General features: G+C 70.0%; 17 protein-coding genes and 2 pseudogenes. 6 read left to right on the top strand and 13 right to left on the bottom strand.

Going from position 1 to position 13,739, the window contains the following annotated elements; translation table 11 throughout:
• Window positions 1-72: 72 nt before the first annotated feature.
• From M3M55_RS17505 to M3M55_RS02100, 4 genes and pseudogenes are all read right to left on the bottom strand, one after another.
• Window positions 73-313: pseudogene (locus M3M55_RS17505) on the bottom strand (toxin).
• Entirely contained in the window at window positions 313-573 is a 261-nt protein-coding gene (locus tag M3M55_RS02110; RefSeq protein WP_249011173.1) for a ribbon-helix-helix domain-containing protein, read from the bottom strand. Before M3M55_RS02110 ends, M3M55_RS17505 begins: the two are co-directional and overlap by 1 nt.
• A gap of 107 nt (window positions 574-680) precedes the next feature.
• A complete protein-coding gene (locus tag M3M55_RS02105) occupies window positions 681-1,091 on the bottom strand; it encodes a type II toxin-antitoxin system VapC family toxin (protein ID WP_249011172.1) in 411 nt (136 codons plus the stop codon).
• On the bottom strand, window positions 1,088-1,303 hold the full coding sequence (locus M3M55_RS02100) for an AbrB/MazE/SpoVT family DNA-binding domain-containing protein (RefSeq protein WP_249011171.1): 216 nt from the start codon (window positions 1,301-1,303) through the stop codon (window positions 1,088-1,090). The genes M3M55_RS02105 and M3M55_RS02100 overlap by 4 nt, the downstream gene beginning before the upstream one ends.
• A gap of 596 nt (window positions 1,304-1,899) precedes the next feature.
• Between M3M55_RS02100 and M3M55_RS17500 the strand changes: the two are divergent.
• Both M3M55_RS17500 and M3M55_RS17495 read left to right on the top strand, forming a co-directional pair.
• Window positions 1,900-2,435 (top strand): annotated as a pseudogene (locus tag M3M55_RS17500) (MFS transporter); the annotation flags it as partial.
• On the top strand, window positions 2,430-2,597 hold the full coding sequence (locus M3M55_RS17495) for a type II toxin-antitoxin system RelE/ParE family toxin (protein WP_371878790.1): 168 nt from the start codon (window positions 2,430-2,432) through the stop codon (window positions 2,595-2,597). The pseudogene M3M55_RS17500 and the gene M3M55_RS17495, both read left to right, overlap by 6 nt.
• Window positions 2,598-2,890: 293 nt before the next feature.
• Here the strand turns inward: M3M55_RS17495 and M3M55_RS02090 are convergent, their stop codons facing one another.
• On the bottom strand, window positions 2,891-3,277 hold the full coding sequence (locus tag M3M55_RS02090; RefSeq protein WP_249011169.1) for a transcriptional regulator: 387 nt from the start codon (window positions 3,275-3,277) through the stop codon (window positions 2,891-2,893).
• On the bottom strand, window positions 3,274-3,564 hold the full coding sequence (locus M3M55_RS02085; RefSeq protein ID WP_249011168.1) for a hypothetical protein: 291 nt from the start codon (window positions 3,562-3,564) through the stop codon (window positions 3,274-3,276). The genes M3M55_RS02090 and M3M55_RS02085 overlap by 4 nt, the downstream gene beginning before the upstream one ends.
• A gap of 534 nt (window positions 3,565-4,098) precedes the next feature.
• On the opposite strand from M3M55_RS02085, the gene M3M55_RS02080 reads away from it, so the two are divergent.
• Together M3M55_RS02080 and M3M55_RS02075 are read left to right on the top strand one after the other, a co-directional pair.
• Window positions 4,099-4,314: a hypothetical protein gene (locus M3M55_RS02080; RefSeq protein WP_249011167.1), complete on the top strand. Its 216-nt coding sequence runs from the start codon at window positions 4,099-4,101 to the stop codon at window positions 4,312-4,314.
• A gap of 73 nt (window positions 4,315-4,387) precedes the next feature.
• Entirely contained in the window at window positions 4,388-4,819 is a 432-nt protein-coding gene (locus tag M3M55_RS02075) for a hypothetical protein (RefSeq protein ID WP_249011166.1), read from the top strand.
• A gap of 60 nt (window positions 4,820-4,879) precedes the next feature.
• Here M3M55_RS02075 and M3M55_RS02070 read toward each other — a convergent pair whose 3' ends face one another.
• The 3 genes from M3M55_RS02070 to M3M55_RS02060 are packed head-to-tail and all read right to left on the bottom strand — an operon-like array spanning window position 4,880 to window position 7,661.
• Entirely contained in the window at window positions 4,880-6,295 is a 1,416-nt protein-coding gene (locus M3M55_RS02070; RefSeq protein ID WP_249011165.1) for a deoxyribodipyrimidine photo-lyase, read from the bottom strand.
• Window positions 6,292-6,744 carry an SRPBCC family protein gene (locus M3M55_RS02065; protein WP_249011164.1) on the bottom strand — a complete coding sequence of 151 codons (453 nt, stop codon included), beginning with the start codon at window positions 6,742-6,744 and terminating at the stop codon, window positions 6,292-6,294. The genes M3M55_RS02070 and M3M55_RS02065 overlap by 4 nt, the downstream gene beginning before the upstream one ends.
• Window positions 6,741-7,661, bottom strand: coding sequence for a TIGR01777 family oxidoreductase (locus M3M55_RS02060; RefSeq protein WP_249011163.1), 921 nt, complete (start codon window positions 7,659-7,661; stop codon window positions 6,741-6,743). Before M3M55_RS02060 ends, M3M55_RS02065 begins: the two co-directional genes overlap by 4 nt.
• Before the next feature lie 66 nt (window positions 7,662-7,727).
• On the opposite strand from M3M55_RS02060, the gene M3M55_RS02055 reads away from it, so the two are divergent.
• Window positions 7,728-8,588, top strand: a complete 861-nt coding sequence (locus tag M3M55_RS02055; protein WP_249011162.1) for a DICT sensory domain-containing protein — start codon at window positions 7,728-7,730, stop codon at window positions 8,586-8,588.
• A gap of 48 nt (window positions 8,589-8,636) precedes the next feature.
• Window positions 8,637-9,413 carry a DUF1295 domain-containing protein gene (locus M3M55_RS02050; RefSeq protein WP_249011161.1) on the top strand — a complete coding sequence of 259 codons (777 nt, stop codon included), beginning with the start codon at window positions 8,637-8,639 and terminating at the stop codon, window positions 9,411-9,413.
• Here the strand turns inward: M3M55_RS02050 and M3M55_RS02045 are convergent.
• The 4 genes from M3M55_RS02045 to M3M55_RS02030 all read right to left on the bottom strand — a co-directional run bounded on the left by M3M55_RS02045 (window position 9,356) and on the right by M3M55_RS02030 (window position 13,726).
• Window positions 9,356-10,432: a cyclopropane-fatty-acyl-phospholipid synthase family protein gene (locus M3M55_RS02045; RefSeq protein WP_249011160.1), complete on the bottom strand. Its 1,077-nt coding sequence runs from the start codon at window positions 10,430-10,432 to the stop codon at window positions 9,356-9,358. The genes M3M55_RS02050 and M3M55_RS02045 overlap by 58 nt on opposite strands.
• A complete protein-coding gene (locus M3M55_RS02040; protein ID WP_249011159.1) occupies window positions 10,429-11,634 on the bottom strand; it encodes a cyclopropane-fatty-acyl-phospholipid synthase family protein in 1,206 nt (401 codons plus the stop codon). Before M3M55_RS02040 ends, M3M55_RS02045 begins: the two co-directional genes overlap by 4 nt.
• Before the next feature lie 92 nt (window positions 11,635-11,726).
• Window positions 11,727-12,479, bottom strand: a complete 753-nt coding sequence (locus tag M3M55_RS02035; protein WP_249011158.1) for a DUF1365 domain-containing protein — start codon at window positions 12,477-12,479, stop codon at window positions 11,727-11,729.
• A complete protein-coding gene (locus tag M3M55_RS02030; RefSeq protein WP_249011157.1) occupies window positions 12,476-13,726 on the bottom strand; it encodes an NAD(P)/FAD-dependent oxidoreductase in 1,251 nt (416 codons plus the stop codon). Before M3M55_RS02030 ends, M3M55_RS02035 begins: the two co-directional genes overlap by 4 nt.
• Window positions 13,727-13,739: the final 13 nt, after the last annotated feature.

The following is a 13,739-nucleotide window of genomic DNA, read 5'->3' as shown; positions in this document are numbered from 1 at the left end:
TCAGCCGAGCAGTGAAAGGCACTCGTCGTGTGGCCCGGTCGGCGCTGGCCGGAAGCGAAGAATGCGGGCTGGTCAGGGGAGTAGGTCCCAGTACTGCCGGCGGGCCTTCATCGCGTGGATCAGCAACTCGTTGCCGCTGTCGAACTTGAGGACGACGAGTTCGAGCAGGCGGCCGTGCTGGTCAAACCCGAGCCGGAACTCGGGCATCGGGCTATCGTCGTTATGCGGCGCGGCGAAAGAACCAGTTCTCCGCTGCGCAGATCGCGTCGTTCGGATCGATGTCGTGCGCGAGCGCGGATCGGTGGATCTGCACTACGCGGCGTGAGTCCAGGCGCGCACGGCTTCGCGAATCGCTTCAGAGCGGCTCACACCGTCACGGGAGGCCCGCTCGTTGAGCGCCTCGAGTAGTTCTGCGTCCATCCTCACCGGGATGACCGGGCTCTCCCCTGACGTGCCGAGTCGCGGTCGTCCGCGACGGCGCAGGCCATCAACGTCGAGCCCGGCTGCCGCCTGCTGCTGCCATCTCGCGATCTGCTCCTCGCTGACGGGAGCCCCATCCACTGTCTCATCCATCGGCAATATTGTAATACAGCTACAAAGCGGGGGCTCTTGCACGACCGCTTTCCTTCGGGCCGCGTTGAGAACCGCACGAGCGCATTGGGCGACCGAGCAGCCGTGGCTCAGGGTGAGATGAGGTCGGCCCCCGGGATGTAGCGCGCGATGCGGGTCGGGTCTCGTGTAAGCAACGGGCGGCCGGTCACGGCTGCATGAGCTCCGATCAGGAAGTCCGGCAGAATCGCCTGGCGGCTACCGCCGGCGCGGCGGTGCTCGGCGTGAGCATGACCGGCCAGGAAGCTGGCAGCCAGTGGGATCTCTTCGATGACGCACATCGACGGCAGCGCGTCGCGCAGCTGCTCGACACGCGAGAAGCGAGGAGCGATCTCGGCCAGCACGACGGCGTTGAGCACCAGCGCCCCGCGCTCTGCGGCCTCCGTCAATCGGGCTTGTGACCAAGCAATCCAGGTCTCATCCTCGGTGAACACGTCCAGCAGAACGCTGCTGTCCACCACCGTGCCTGCGGTCGCGCTCACCTGCGAGTCAGCGCAAGGATCTCGTCAGTGCTCAGCTCGATGTCGCCGGCGCCGCGGATACGGGCGATTTCTTCTGCGGCTCGTTCACGGTCGGGAACCAGCCTGGCAGTGCCGTTGTCGAGCTCGAAGCGAACCTCGGTCCCCGGTGCGATCCCGAGCGCGCGACGAACCTCAAGCGGGATCGTGACCTGTCCCTTTTGGGTGACTCTCATGCTGGTAAGACTAGCCAGTCTTACCGACTCCCTCTCGGGGACGGCGCCCCTCCGGGCGATTATCGCCTTTGCGAATCCACACCGCTCAGCCACACGAGCGCACTGGCGACGGGGAGCCACCCTGCGGATGAGCGGTATCCGTCCGGGATACTGCTTCGGTCCTCCAGCGTCTGGCGATCAATGGCGAGCCGGTCGTTGTCAAGGTTGAGCGGATTGCTGGCTCGTTGGATCGTGAGCGAGCGGCACTTGGGTGGTTGGGAATGGCGGCTGCGGGTGTGGCACCCGTCCTGATGGCGTTCGGCAAGGCGACGCTCGATGGCGGCCTGGTCGGCTGTCTGGTCACCGAACGCTGCTCAGGTTCGCCACCGTCGACAATCGATGAATGGAGCGGGTGGGAGGTGCGCTCGCCCGGCTTGCTGAGGTCCGTCATTGCGATGGCACTCGGAGACGCGGCTATCTCCCGGCGCTGCAACATCTCGCCGCGCTCGACAGCGAAGATCGGGAAGGGCCGAAGCAGTGACCGGATGGTCACTGAGCGGGGGCCAGGCTTGCATCTGTCCCGGCGTGTTGGACTACATCACGACCGGGGCCAACCGATGAGGCCTACCCGGGAGCACTCCGAGGCGCGGCTGCTGGTGCCCGCCCTGATGTTCATCGCGCTGGTCGTAGCTGCGGTCGCGAGCCTTGGGACGCCGCTGATCACCAGTGTCGCAACTACGTTCCACCTCTCACTCGACAGCGCGCAGTGGACGCTGACCATCGCGCTGTTGAGCGGCGCCCTCGCCACGCCGGTTCTCGGCCGTCTCGAGGCTGGCTCACATCGGCGCGGCACGATTCTGGGCACGCTGGCGGTCGTCGTCGCTGACAGTGCGCTCACGGTGCTACCGCTGCCGTTCGCGTGGCTGCTCGTCGGCCGGACCGCCCAAGGCGTCGGGCTCGGTCTGACAGCGCTGATGATGGGCGTCGCCCGCGACCATCTCTCCGAGGAGCGCAGCGCGGCCACCATCGCCTTGATCCCAGTGGTCTCCATCATCGGTGTCGACGTCGGCTACCCCTCGCCGCCCTGCTCACCGATCTCGGCGGGGTCCGCGCCGCCTACGGCCTTGGCCTGTTCGTCACCACCAGCTTGATCCGCGAGCCGCGTAGAGTCGGCGAGCAACTCCGTCGTGAGCTGGCCGGGATCTGGTCAGCACGCCGCGGTACCTACCGCGTGCTCTACCGGATCCGCGAGGACCCACGCGAGGTCATCGTCCTTCGCGTCGAACATCGCAGCGACGTCTACCGACCACGCTGACCGCGGGGGTGTCGGCCCGACTCCGGCCCCCTTTCGCTCCGGCACAGGCATCGCAATGCTCCCAACGAGATGCACCCTTTGCGCGGATGAGCGGACCCCGTTGATGGAGCCACTGCTGTGAGAGCTGGGACGGGCCTCTCGCCAATCCAGAAGACCAAAAACCTCGCCGCGCGCGACAAGGAAGCTGATGCCATCCACAGCCTTCCTCACTCCGTAGACGACTGATAGGTCTCGAACCTCCAGGTTCCCGCCCGGAACGCTGGGCCCGAAAACACCCGCGCAGCACTCGCTACCTACGCGATCCGGGGATCGAGGGAGACCGCTCGACGGGCCTGGTGGCGCTGCGCGGCACGGGTACCGGACGGCTCCTCGGCGATCGTGGCTTCGGCCGCCGCGGCGATCGCTTTCAGGGCCGCCAGGTGCCCACGCAAGGCGGCCCGCCCCGGCCTGGTGAGCGTGATCTGTCGCCGGGAGCGCGCACCCGCGCGCACCCGGCGAACCTCCACGTACCCGGCCTCGGCGAGCGCGGACAGGTGCTTGCTCAACACCGAATCCGAGACTCCCAGGCTGTCGCGGATCTCGGAGAACGCCAGCCGCTGCACCGGCGAGAGCATCGCGCAGATCCGAAGACGCAACGGCGCGTGGATCAGCTCGTCGAACCGCGCTTCGCTCACCGTCACCACCCGCGATGAGCACGACGCCGGTATGAAGCCTTCGCAGCGAACAGGCAGGACGCAACGATCACAGTCACGGCCGTCGCAAGACCCCAGCTGGCCAGCGGTGCATTGTTGCGGCTGGCGAGCAGGTGCGGCCCGAGCACACCCCCGGCGAGCACCGCGCCACCGATGAGCGTCACCTCAACGACGCCCCACCTCGGCTTCGGCAACGAACGCAACGGACGCCACTGGTTACGAGCCGACAGCCGCAACAGCTCGAGGAGGAACCACACCGCCGTGACGAGGCCCACCACGTCACCCGGGCCCTTGTCGGAAGGCGCGATCGTCTGAACTCCGCAAAAGACGCTCAACGCGAGGATGAACCCCGCCGGGGGCGTCGCACGCCGAACCGATGACTCCTGCGCGTCGCGGGCGGCCCGAAGCTGCTCGCGAGCCAGGCTTGGAGGGACCGAACCCGAAGACCGACTTTCCATGTCGGCAAGTTAGCACACTACTTGCCGCTACGGAAAGTCAGACGCCTCCGCGCCTGTCGTCGCGTCCTGCTTCGATGGCCCATGCCCGGGCTGGTGTGAAAGCGAGCTTGGTGATGGCCGGATCACCAAAGCGATGGCCGGTTTGATTCCAGTTTCCCCCGATCCTGGCGGCGTTGTCTCCGGGTGCGGGTTGTGCCCCGAGCCTGATCGGCGGCGATGCTGAAACGCCAACGGCAGCTGAGGTTGCTCAGGGGCTTTCGCGTAGCTTGACGGTGAACTGTGCCGGTGTGAGGAACCGGCGCTCAGATGGCTGCAAACCCCGGGGAATTGCACCCGGTTAACATCCACGGCATGGACGACCGTGCCCCGAAGCTCGGACTCGGTGAGGAGATCGAGGTCGACGGACGGCGCTATGAGATCGTCGCCGACGCCGACGGCGGAGCGACCCTCGAGCCCGCAATCACCTTGTCCGTCGGGGCGATCCACCGCCTCGCCGGTGGACGGGAGGCGACCGGTGTCGAGGTCGAGGCGTTCTTCGGGGCGATTCTCGCCGACGGAGAGGGTTGAGCTGAGCGTGGGGACCGGCCCGGGTGCGCCGCAGGTGGAGGTCCGGATCCCTGGGCGGGTCTGGGCAGAGGAGGTGGAACGCCTAAGGTCCGGCTCCGCTGCGCGTCAGTCCGCCGAACGTGAGCGACGCCGGCTCGAGCGGGACGGCCTCTCCCTCACCCAGCTGATCGCCTGTGACCCCGCCGGCCCGGGCGGGACGAGGCTCTCCGGCCTGTTCAAGGTCTACGTCCCGATCTCAGACGAGCCGGCCTCACAGCGCCCCTTCGGGTTCATCTTCTCGCCCGGTGTCGAGAACGGTCGCCCCTACCTCGCGCTCGTCGCCTTCGGGGAGCGTCATCCCCGGCCCGGCACCCGGGCGGTCTACGAGCGCGCCCACCGTCACCTCCACGGCCGCTTCCCGAGCCAGGAGCGCACCGGCCTCCAGGGACCGGCTCATACCCCGCGGGTGCAGTCCCCGAGCCTCGGGGGCCGGCGAGCATCGGAACGGGGCGGCCACCAGCGTTGAGTCCCCCGCCGGGGGATCACCCGGTTCGACCGTGACCGTGATTTCGAGTCGAGCGTCGCGTCAGGCGGCCTCGGCGGCCTGACGGAAGCGCTCGAGCGCGGCCGCCCGCGCGTCCCGGCGGTCGACGATCGGCGCTGGGTAGTCCTCCCCGATCACACAGCCGCTGCTGCGCTGCTCCTCCGCGCTCATCGTCCACGGCTCGATCAGGCGCTCGGTGGCGACGCCGGCCAGCTCGGGGACCCAGCGGCGAACGTAGGCGCCGGAGGGGTCAAAACGCTCCTGCTGACGGGTCGGGCTGAGGATCCGCCGGCTCACCGGCTGGGGGTCAACACCGACGGAGGCGATCCACTGCCAGTTGCCGTTGTTGGAGGCGACGTCCCCGTCGAGCAGAAGCTCCATGAAGTGCCGCTCCCCCCACCGCCAGTCGATCCCCAGCTCCTTGGTGAGGAACGAGCCGACGACCAGCCGGGCCCGGTTGTGCATCCACCCCTCGGCCGCGAGTTGGCGCATCCCCGCGTCCACGAGCGGGAAGCCGGTCAGACCCGCCTGCCAGCGGGCGAAGTCCGACTCGTCCCGGCGCCAGGCCACCCGGTCGCGGTAGCGGCTCTGGTGCTCGTGGCGGCGGTTGTCCGGGAAGGCGCGGATCACCTGGGCGTAGAAGTCCCGCCAGGCGAGCTGGCGTCGGAACTCCTCGGGCCCCGTCTCCTCTCCGGCGGCGCCGTCGGATTCGAGCATCCGCGGTGACAGACAGCCGAAGTGGAGGTACGGGGAGAGCCGCGAGCTCGCGTCGGAGCCGAGGTCGTCGCGACCGCGGCCATAACCGTCCAGTCCGTGCTCCCGGAACTGGCGCCAGCGCAGCAGTCCGGCCTGCTCACCCCCGCGCGTCGGGTCGGTGAGCGGGTTGGAGAGCCCGAGCGCCGCCAGCTCCGGTAACGGCTGGGGTGCCACTGCGTCGGGCAGCGCCGGCAGATTCCCCGGGGGCTCGAGGACCTCACGGCGGTCCGCAGCCAGCCACGCTCGGTAGAACGGGGTGAAGACCTGAAAGGGGGCGCCCGCTCCCGTCCGGACCGCGTCGAGGTTGTCCACGGCGAACAGGCCGGGATGGCCCCGCAGCGTCACGCCCACCTCCGCAAGCGCCATCCCCGCCGCGCGATCCCGCCGGCGGGCGAACGGGCCGGCGTCCACGGTCGCGTGCACCGTGTCGGCGCCGACCTGTCGGGCGAGGGAGACGAGTTCGGTCGCCGGATCGCCGACCCGGACGATCAGCCCGCTCCCGCGGGCCGACAGGGAGTCGGAGAGGTCGGCGAGCGCCTCGAGCATGAACTGGGTCCGGGGGCCGGAGGCGAACCGTCCGCCCAGCAGCGCCGGGTCGATGCAGAAGAACGGGACGACCGGCTCAGCGCCGGCAACCGCCGCCATCAGCGCCGGATGGTCGCTGACCCGCAGGTCCCGGCGGTACCAGACGATCGCGGTCACGCGAAGATCTCCTCCACCGCCCGCCGGCGAGAGTCGAAGATGTTGTCGAGGTCCCGCTGCACCTGGGCAATCCGCGCAAGCTCTCCGAATGGGCCGAACCCGATGCCGTAGCGGACCGTGTCACGGATCAGCGTGCCCTCTCCGAGCGCGAGGAACTCATGCGTGTGATGCCAGAGCGCGTAGGGTCCGTGCAGCTGACGGTCGATGAAGCGCACCCCCGGTTCGAAGGTCTCGATCTCCGAGGTCCACTTCAACGGGATGCCGTGCACCCGCAGGCGGTAGTCGATCAACGTGCCCTGGGCGATCTCCGTCGGCGCCGGCTCAAGCACCTCAAAACGCAGCCATGACGGGGTGAGACGCTCGAGGTTGCGCGCCTCGGAGAAGAACGCGAACACCTTCGCGACCGGCTGGCGGAGGTACTGCTCGCGGATGAGGAGGTGCTCCTTCATAGCTGGGCCACCACGTCAGTGAGCGCGGCGTCGAGATCCGGTTGCTCGAAGCGGAAGCCGGCCGCGGTCAGCTGCGCAGGCACCGCCCGCTGCCCGGTCAGCACGATCGTCGCCATCTGCCCGTAGAGAAGCTTCACCGCCGCCCCCGGCACCGGCCAGAACGCCGGACGGTGCAACGCCCGGCCGAGGGCCTGGGAGAGCTCCCGGTTCGTCGCCGGTTCGGGTGCGGTGAGGTTCACCGGACCGTGGAGGGACTCATCGTCGAGGGCGCGCAGGAGCCCGCCGACGACGTCATCAACGTGGATCCACGGGACGTACTGCTTGCCGCTCCCAACCGGGCCGCCGATTCCGAGCCGGAACACCGGCAGCATCTTGTCGAGCGCCCCGCCGGCGGGGGCGAGGACGACCCCGGTACGCGTGCAGACGACGCGCGCGAGCGGCTCGGCGCCGTGGGCCTCCGCCTCCCAGGCGACGACGACATCGGCGAGGAAGTCCTCCCCCGCGGCCGCTGACTCGGTGAGACGCTCGGACCCGCGCGGGCCGTAGTAGCCCGTCGCCGACTGGGAGACGAGCACGCCGGGCCGCTCCTCCGGACCCAATTGCGCCAGCGTGGCGACGAGGTTCCGTGTCCCGAGGACTCGCGAATCGCGGATCGCGGTTCGCGCGCGGTCGGTCCAGCGCTGGGCAACGGGCTCTCCCAGGAGGTGGATCACCCCGTCGGCGCCGGCGAGAGCCGCCGCCGGGGCGGGCGTCCCGAGCGGGTCGGCCCATTCGACGACCTCGATGTCGGCGCCGAGGCGCTCCCGGGCACTCCGCCCGTCGCGAGAAAGCGCGACGACCGTATCGCCACGATCGCGCAGTGCCCGCGAGACCTTCGTTCCGATCAACCCCGTGGCGCCCGTGATGGCTACCCGCATCGACTCACCCACCCTGTTTGAGAACACTCTGTCGCAAAAATCGTTACGAAGTGTAACGTCTCTGCCGTGTCCGACGGCCTCTACAGCTCATCCGCGCTCGCAGAGATCACCGGGATTCCGGTCGGAACGCTGCGGGTGTGGGAGTCCCGCCACGGCTTTCCGGCCGCGGTGAGCCCTCCGGGTCAGCGCAAGCGCTACGACGAGCAGGCGGTCGCCCAAGTGCGGGCGGTGATCGCGCTGCGCGCTCGCGGTCTCTCCCTGGCGGCGGCGATCGCCGAGGCCCGCGGCGAGGCCGGCGCCCCCCCGCCGCCGTCGATCTTCGCGGCGCTGCGGCGGGCCCGCCCCGACCTGCCCGTCCGGGTCTTCCACAAGCCGGCGCTGATCGCCCTCTCCCGGGCGATCGAGGACGAGCACGCGGCGCGCGCGAGCGGTGGCGTCCTCATCGGGGCCTTCCAGCACGAGCGCCACTACCGGGGCAGTGAGCGGCGCTGGCGGGCGCTCGCCCAGACGGCGGCCTTGGCGGTCGTCCTCGCCGACTTCCCGACCGACCCGGGTGCGACGCGAGCCCCGGCCGGCGCTGGCACCGGTCCCTGGGAGGTGTCCCTTGGGCCCGGCCACCCGCTCGAGCGGGAGTGGACCGTCCTCCTTCATGCTCCGGGCGGCGGCGCTGTCCTCGCCGCCTGGGAGATCCCCGAGCTGCGCCCGGGCCCCGAGCCGGCCCGGCGCTTTGAACTCATCTGGTCCTGTGACCCGGCGGCGGTCCAGACCGCCCTCGTCGCCGCCGCGAACATCATCGGTCCCCTCGCGCCCGACCTGCGCCGACGCCTCGACCCCCATCTGCGGGCCGGCCCACCGGGGCTGTCGGGCCCCGGGTTCGGCGACGAGTTGAGCACCCGTGCCTTCGCCTACCTGACGGGAGCGCGATGATCTGTTGTTATCCCGGCGCTCGGCCGGGCCGACCGGAAGGGGCCTGAGATGCCCGTGCTCGTATTCGCCGTGGTGATCCTCGCAGTCATGGTGTCGGCCTGGGTCCTCAGCGTCGTCGCCGCGGACGTGTCGATCGTCGATCCGGTGTGGGGTCCGAGCTTCGGGATCGTCGCGCTCGTGGCCGCGCTCAGCCGTCCCAGCCCCCACCCGGGCCTGTGGGTCCTCGCCGGCCTCACGCTCGTCTGGGGGGTTCGGCTCGGCGTCCACCTCGTCCGGCGCAAGCTCGCCGAACCCGGGGAGGACCGTCGCTACGCGGCGATGCGCGCCAAAGCGCCCCGCACCTTCTGGCTCAAGAGTCTCGGGATCGTGTTCGGCCTCCAAGGGGTGCTGATCGCCCTCGTTGCACTCCCGATCGAAGGTGTCCCCGGAGGCCACCCGGCGCTGAGCTGGCTCGCCGTTCCCGGCGTCGCGATCTGGCTGCTCGGGTTCGGCTTCGAGTCCGTCGGGGACGAGCAGCTGCGCCGGTTCAAGGCCGACCCCGCCAACCGCGGGGCGGTGATGGACCGCGGCCTGTGGCGCTACACGCGCCATCCGAACTACTTCGGTGACGCGTGTGTGTGGTGGGGGCTGTGGCTCGTCGCGCTCGCCGCCGGCACGCCGCTGTGGACGGTGGCCGGCCCGCTTGTGATGACGGGGCTGCTCGCTCGCGGGTCCGGCAAGCCGGTGCTCGAACGTGACATCGCCGAGCGCCGGCCCGGTTACGTCGACTACGTCGAGCGGACCTCCGGGTTCGTTCCGTGGCCACCGCGGGGTGCCAGGCGGTAGTGGCTGACCATCCACCGGTTGCCGTCCCCGGAGGCCCAGATCTCGGCGGTTGAGATGAGAAACAGCCGCCAGCCGCCCAGTAGCGCCCGGGCGCTCGCCCGGCTGTGTCCGGCTCTGACGAGCACGTCGAGCAGTTCGCTGCGGTGGGCATCGAGCCGCTCGAGCCACGCCTCGAGCGTCCGGGCGTAGTGGGTGCCGGGGACCGCCCAGCGTTGCTCGACAAGCAGGTCCTCCGGGAAGTGGTGGATCAGCTCGTGGCTCGGCATCAGCCCGGCGGTGAAGAACCGCTCGGCCGCCCAGGTGCCCTCGAACAGGTACGGCACCTGGCGGTGGGAGAAGACGTGGACGAACAGCCGTCCGTCCGGGGCAAGCCAACCGGCGATCCGGGCGAGCAGCTTCCGCCAGTTCCGCATGTGCTCGAACATCTCGATCGACATCACCCGGTCAAAACCGACCATCGGCGGGACGAAGGTGTTCACATCCGCGGTGATCACCGTCAGGTTGGCGAGGCCGAGCGCGGCCGCCCTCGCCTCGATCGACTCCCGTTGAGGGGCCGAGTTGGAGACGGCGGTGATCTCCGCCTGCGGGTACTGCTCGGCGAGCCACAGCGACAGCGAACCCCACCCGCAGCCGAGATCGAGGATGCGCATGCCGTCGCGCACGCCCGCCCGGGAGCAGCTGAGGGCGAGCATCTCCTCCTCCGCGTCGGCGAGCGTGCCGACGCCCGGCGCCCACAGGCAGCCCGAGTACTTGCGTCGCGGGCCGAGGATGAGTTCGAAGAACCGCGGCGGCAGCTCGTAGTGCTGCTCGTTGGCCTTCTCGGGCACCTCGGCGATCGGTCCGCTGCGCATCCGTTCCAGCAGCGCGGCCAGTCGCTCCTCCTGGGCGTCGACGCCGCCGCGCAGCTCGCGTGCCTCCCGCTGGTCGGCGCCCCAGCGCGACCCGGCCCGCAGGACCGGGTCGGGGATCGCGCCGGCGCCGAGGGCGGCGTCGAGGGCGCGGTAGCGCAGCGCGCTCACCGGTGCGCTCCGACGTACGCTTGACCGGAGGCCGCAGCGGGCACGGTCTGCGTGGCGGGCCGATAGCCCGGCTTGGCGAGCAGCAACTGGAGGTCCTGGATCCGCCGCTCGGCAAAGCCCGCCTCGCAGTAGGCGAGATAGAGCTGCCAGATCCTCCGGAAGCGGACGTCATAACCGAGGCGCTCGAGCTCCGCCTCGGCGGCGTCAAGGTTGATCCGCCAGCGCCGGAGGGTTTCGACGTAATGGACGGTGATGTCGTCGATCCCGGCCACCTGGAGATCGGTGCGGCGGGCGAGAGACCGGGTGAGCACCGACACCGACGGCAGGCAGCCCCCGGGGAAGATGTAGGACTTGATGAACGACTTGGAGGCCTTCTCGACTGCGTAGGCGCGGTCATCGATCGTGATCGCCTGCAACAGCATCACCCCGTCCGGGGTGAGCAGGCTCGCGCACTTGCGCAGGTAGCGGCCGATGTTGCGCCAGCCGACCGCCTCGATCATCTCGACCGAGACGAGCTTGTCGTAGCGGCCCTGAAGGTCACGGTAGTCGCAGAAGACGACTTCCACGAGCCGGTCAAGCCCGAGTTCGGCGACGCGTTCGCGCGCGTAACGGTGCTGTTCCACAGAGATCGTCGCCGTCGTCACCCGGCACCCACGGGTCTGGGCGGCGTAGATGGCCAGCCCGCCCCAGCCAGTGCCGATCTCGAGCAGGTGATCGTCGGGGGTGAGCTGGAGGCGGTCACAGATGTGCTCGAGCTTGGCGATCTGAGCGTCCTCCAGAGTCGCCTCGGGGGTCGCAAAGATCGCACAGCTGTAGCTGAGCGTCGGGTCGAGCATCAGCGCGAACAGGTCGTTGCCGAGGTCGTAGTGGGCGGAGATCTCCCGCCGGTTGCGCTCTCGGGTCAGGGGTCGCGAATACTCGCGGACGAGCTGCATCGGGACGCGCAGAGGCGCAACCAGCCGTCGCGGCCCGTCGAGTCGCGGTCCGTTGAGGGCTGCGACGCGGATCATCTCAACGAGGTGATCGGTCTCGAAGTACCCGTCGGCGTAGGCGTCGGCCAGGCCGATGCTGCCGTGCAGCAGCGCCCGCCAGAAGCGAGGGTCGGTGACGGTGACCGTCGCGTGCGGCTCGCCGCGGCCAAAGCGGTGCTCGAGGCCCGCCTCGCGCACCGTCACCGTGCCCGACCGGGTGAGCCTGAGCATGGCGAGGCCGAGCGCGCGCGCGGCACGGTCGCCGCCGGTCGGGCCGGGTGGGGGTGGCGGCGCGGACGCGCCGGGCGGAGCGGATCGGGGGGTCACGCGACTCCTCGGCTGGGATGGGGGTGGACGGGAACGCCGCGCACCTTCAGCGCCACACCGTGGCGGTAGATGCGCCGCAGGGTTTTCAGCGGACCAAACGGGTCGCGCCGGATCAGTCCGGCCAGGCCGGCCGGGCTCAGCGCCGACCGTGTCAGGCCGAGCGTCGCCTCGAACGCGACCGCCCCGGCCCGTTCACAGCCGATGTGCACCGACAGCGTCTCGGCCGGGGCGGTGAGGCGGATGTCGTAGGTGAGATCCATCGGCAGGAACGGTGAGACGTGCAGTGCCTTGGGGACGACCGTGGCGTGGACGGGTCCGGCCGCCGCCTCCCACGGGCCGAGCGCATACGTGTGCCGTTCACGCCAGGGTGTGTTCGTCACCTCGGCGAGCACTGCCTGCAGGTCGGACCCATCCGGGGTGAAGCAGTAGTAGAGGTTGAGCGGGTTGAAGTGGACCCCGAAGCAGCGCAGCTGGGTGAGCAGGCGGACCGGGCCTTCGGGGCGGACGTCGGTGAGCGCAGCAACCCGATCACGGACGGCGACGGCGAGCGGGAGGTCGGTCGGACCGAGGTAGTCGGAGCGGTGAAAGCGCCATGGTCCCGGCCGCCGGCGCAGCAGCCGCCCACCCAACAGGGTCGGCAGTTCGTCGAGGTCGAGGTAGACGTAGGAGACCGGGTAGCGGAACGCGTTCGCCCGCACGGCCAGGCGACGATGGGCGACGGTCCCTGTGTAGATCGCGCTCGCGCTCACAGCCTGGCTCCGAACCGCTCGGTGACCCGGAGGGCGCTGAGGACGCCGTCCTCATGGAACCCCCAGCCCCAGTAGGCGCCGCAGTAGTGGGTGTGATTGACCCCGCTGATCTCGCCGACGCGCGCCTGGGCGGCGATCCCGGCGGGCGTGTAGATCGGGTGGGCGTAGGAGAACCGGGCGATGACCAGCTCCGGGTCGATCGCGTCACTGTGGTTGAGGGTCACGCAGAACTCGCGGTCGGCGGTCAGTGACTGCAGTCGGTTCATGTGGTAGGTGACCGCCGCTCGTGGGGCCGGTGGGTCGAGGAGATGGTAGTTCCAGCTGGCCCACGCCTGGCGGTGGCGTGGCAGCAGAGACGTGTCGGTGTGCAGGACCGCCTCATTGGGCTGATAGGGCACCGCTGAGAGCAACTCCTGCTCCCGGGGGGTGGGGTCGGCCAAAAGTGCGAGGGCCTGGTCCGAGTGGGTGGCGATGACGACCTCATCAAAGGGTTCGGTCTCGGTGCGCCCGGCGGTGCTCACCGTGACCCCGTCCGGCACGCGCCGGATCGCCGTCACCGGGCTGCGCAGGCGCACGCGGTCCCCGAGCCGTTCACAGATCGCCCGCACGTAGCTGCGGGACCCGCCCCGGACGGTCGACCACTGCGGCCGGTGGGTGAGCGAGAGCATCCCGTGGTTGGCGAAGAACTCAGCGAGGAAGCGGGCCGGGAAGCGATCCATGTCAGCGGGGTCAGCCGACCATACGGCGGCGGCCTGGGGGACGATCAGCCGCGTGATGAAGAAGTCTGAGAACCCCTCGTCGGCGAGGAGGGCGGTCAGCGACCGTCCGGGGTTCGCGCCGGAGGCCAGCAGGCGCCGGCAGACGCGCTGGAAGCGGGGGACCTCGAGGACCATCCGGTGAAAGCGCGGGTCCCGCCGGTTCGCCGGCGTTGCGTAGAGCCCGCGCAGCGAGGTGGAGGAGTACTCGAAGCGCCCGTCCGGGTCGGCGACGCTGAAGCTCATGTCCGAGGGTTGGCTGCCCACCCCGAGCCGCGCGAGCAACCGCTCGAAGTTCGGGTAGTTGCGGTCGTTGAAGACGATGAACCCGGTGTCGACCGCCCAGCGCCCCCGCTCGGTCTCCACCTCGACGGTGTTGGTGTGCCCGCCCGGATGGGCGGCCGCCTCAAACACGGTGACCTCATGGTCCTCGCTCAGCAGCAGGGCGGCGACCAGGCCGGACACGCCGGCTCCGACGACGGCGATGTTCATCGGGGGATCGTTC

It is taken from the genome of Conexibacter sp. DBS9H8 (genome assembly GCF_023330685.1).
Taxonomy (GTDB): domain Bacteria; phylum Actinomycetota; class Thermoleophilia; order Solirubrobacterales; family Solirubrobacteraceae; genus Palsa-465.
This window is presented reverse-complemented; position numbering and strand designations above follow the sequence as displayed.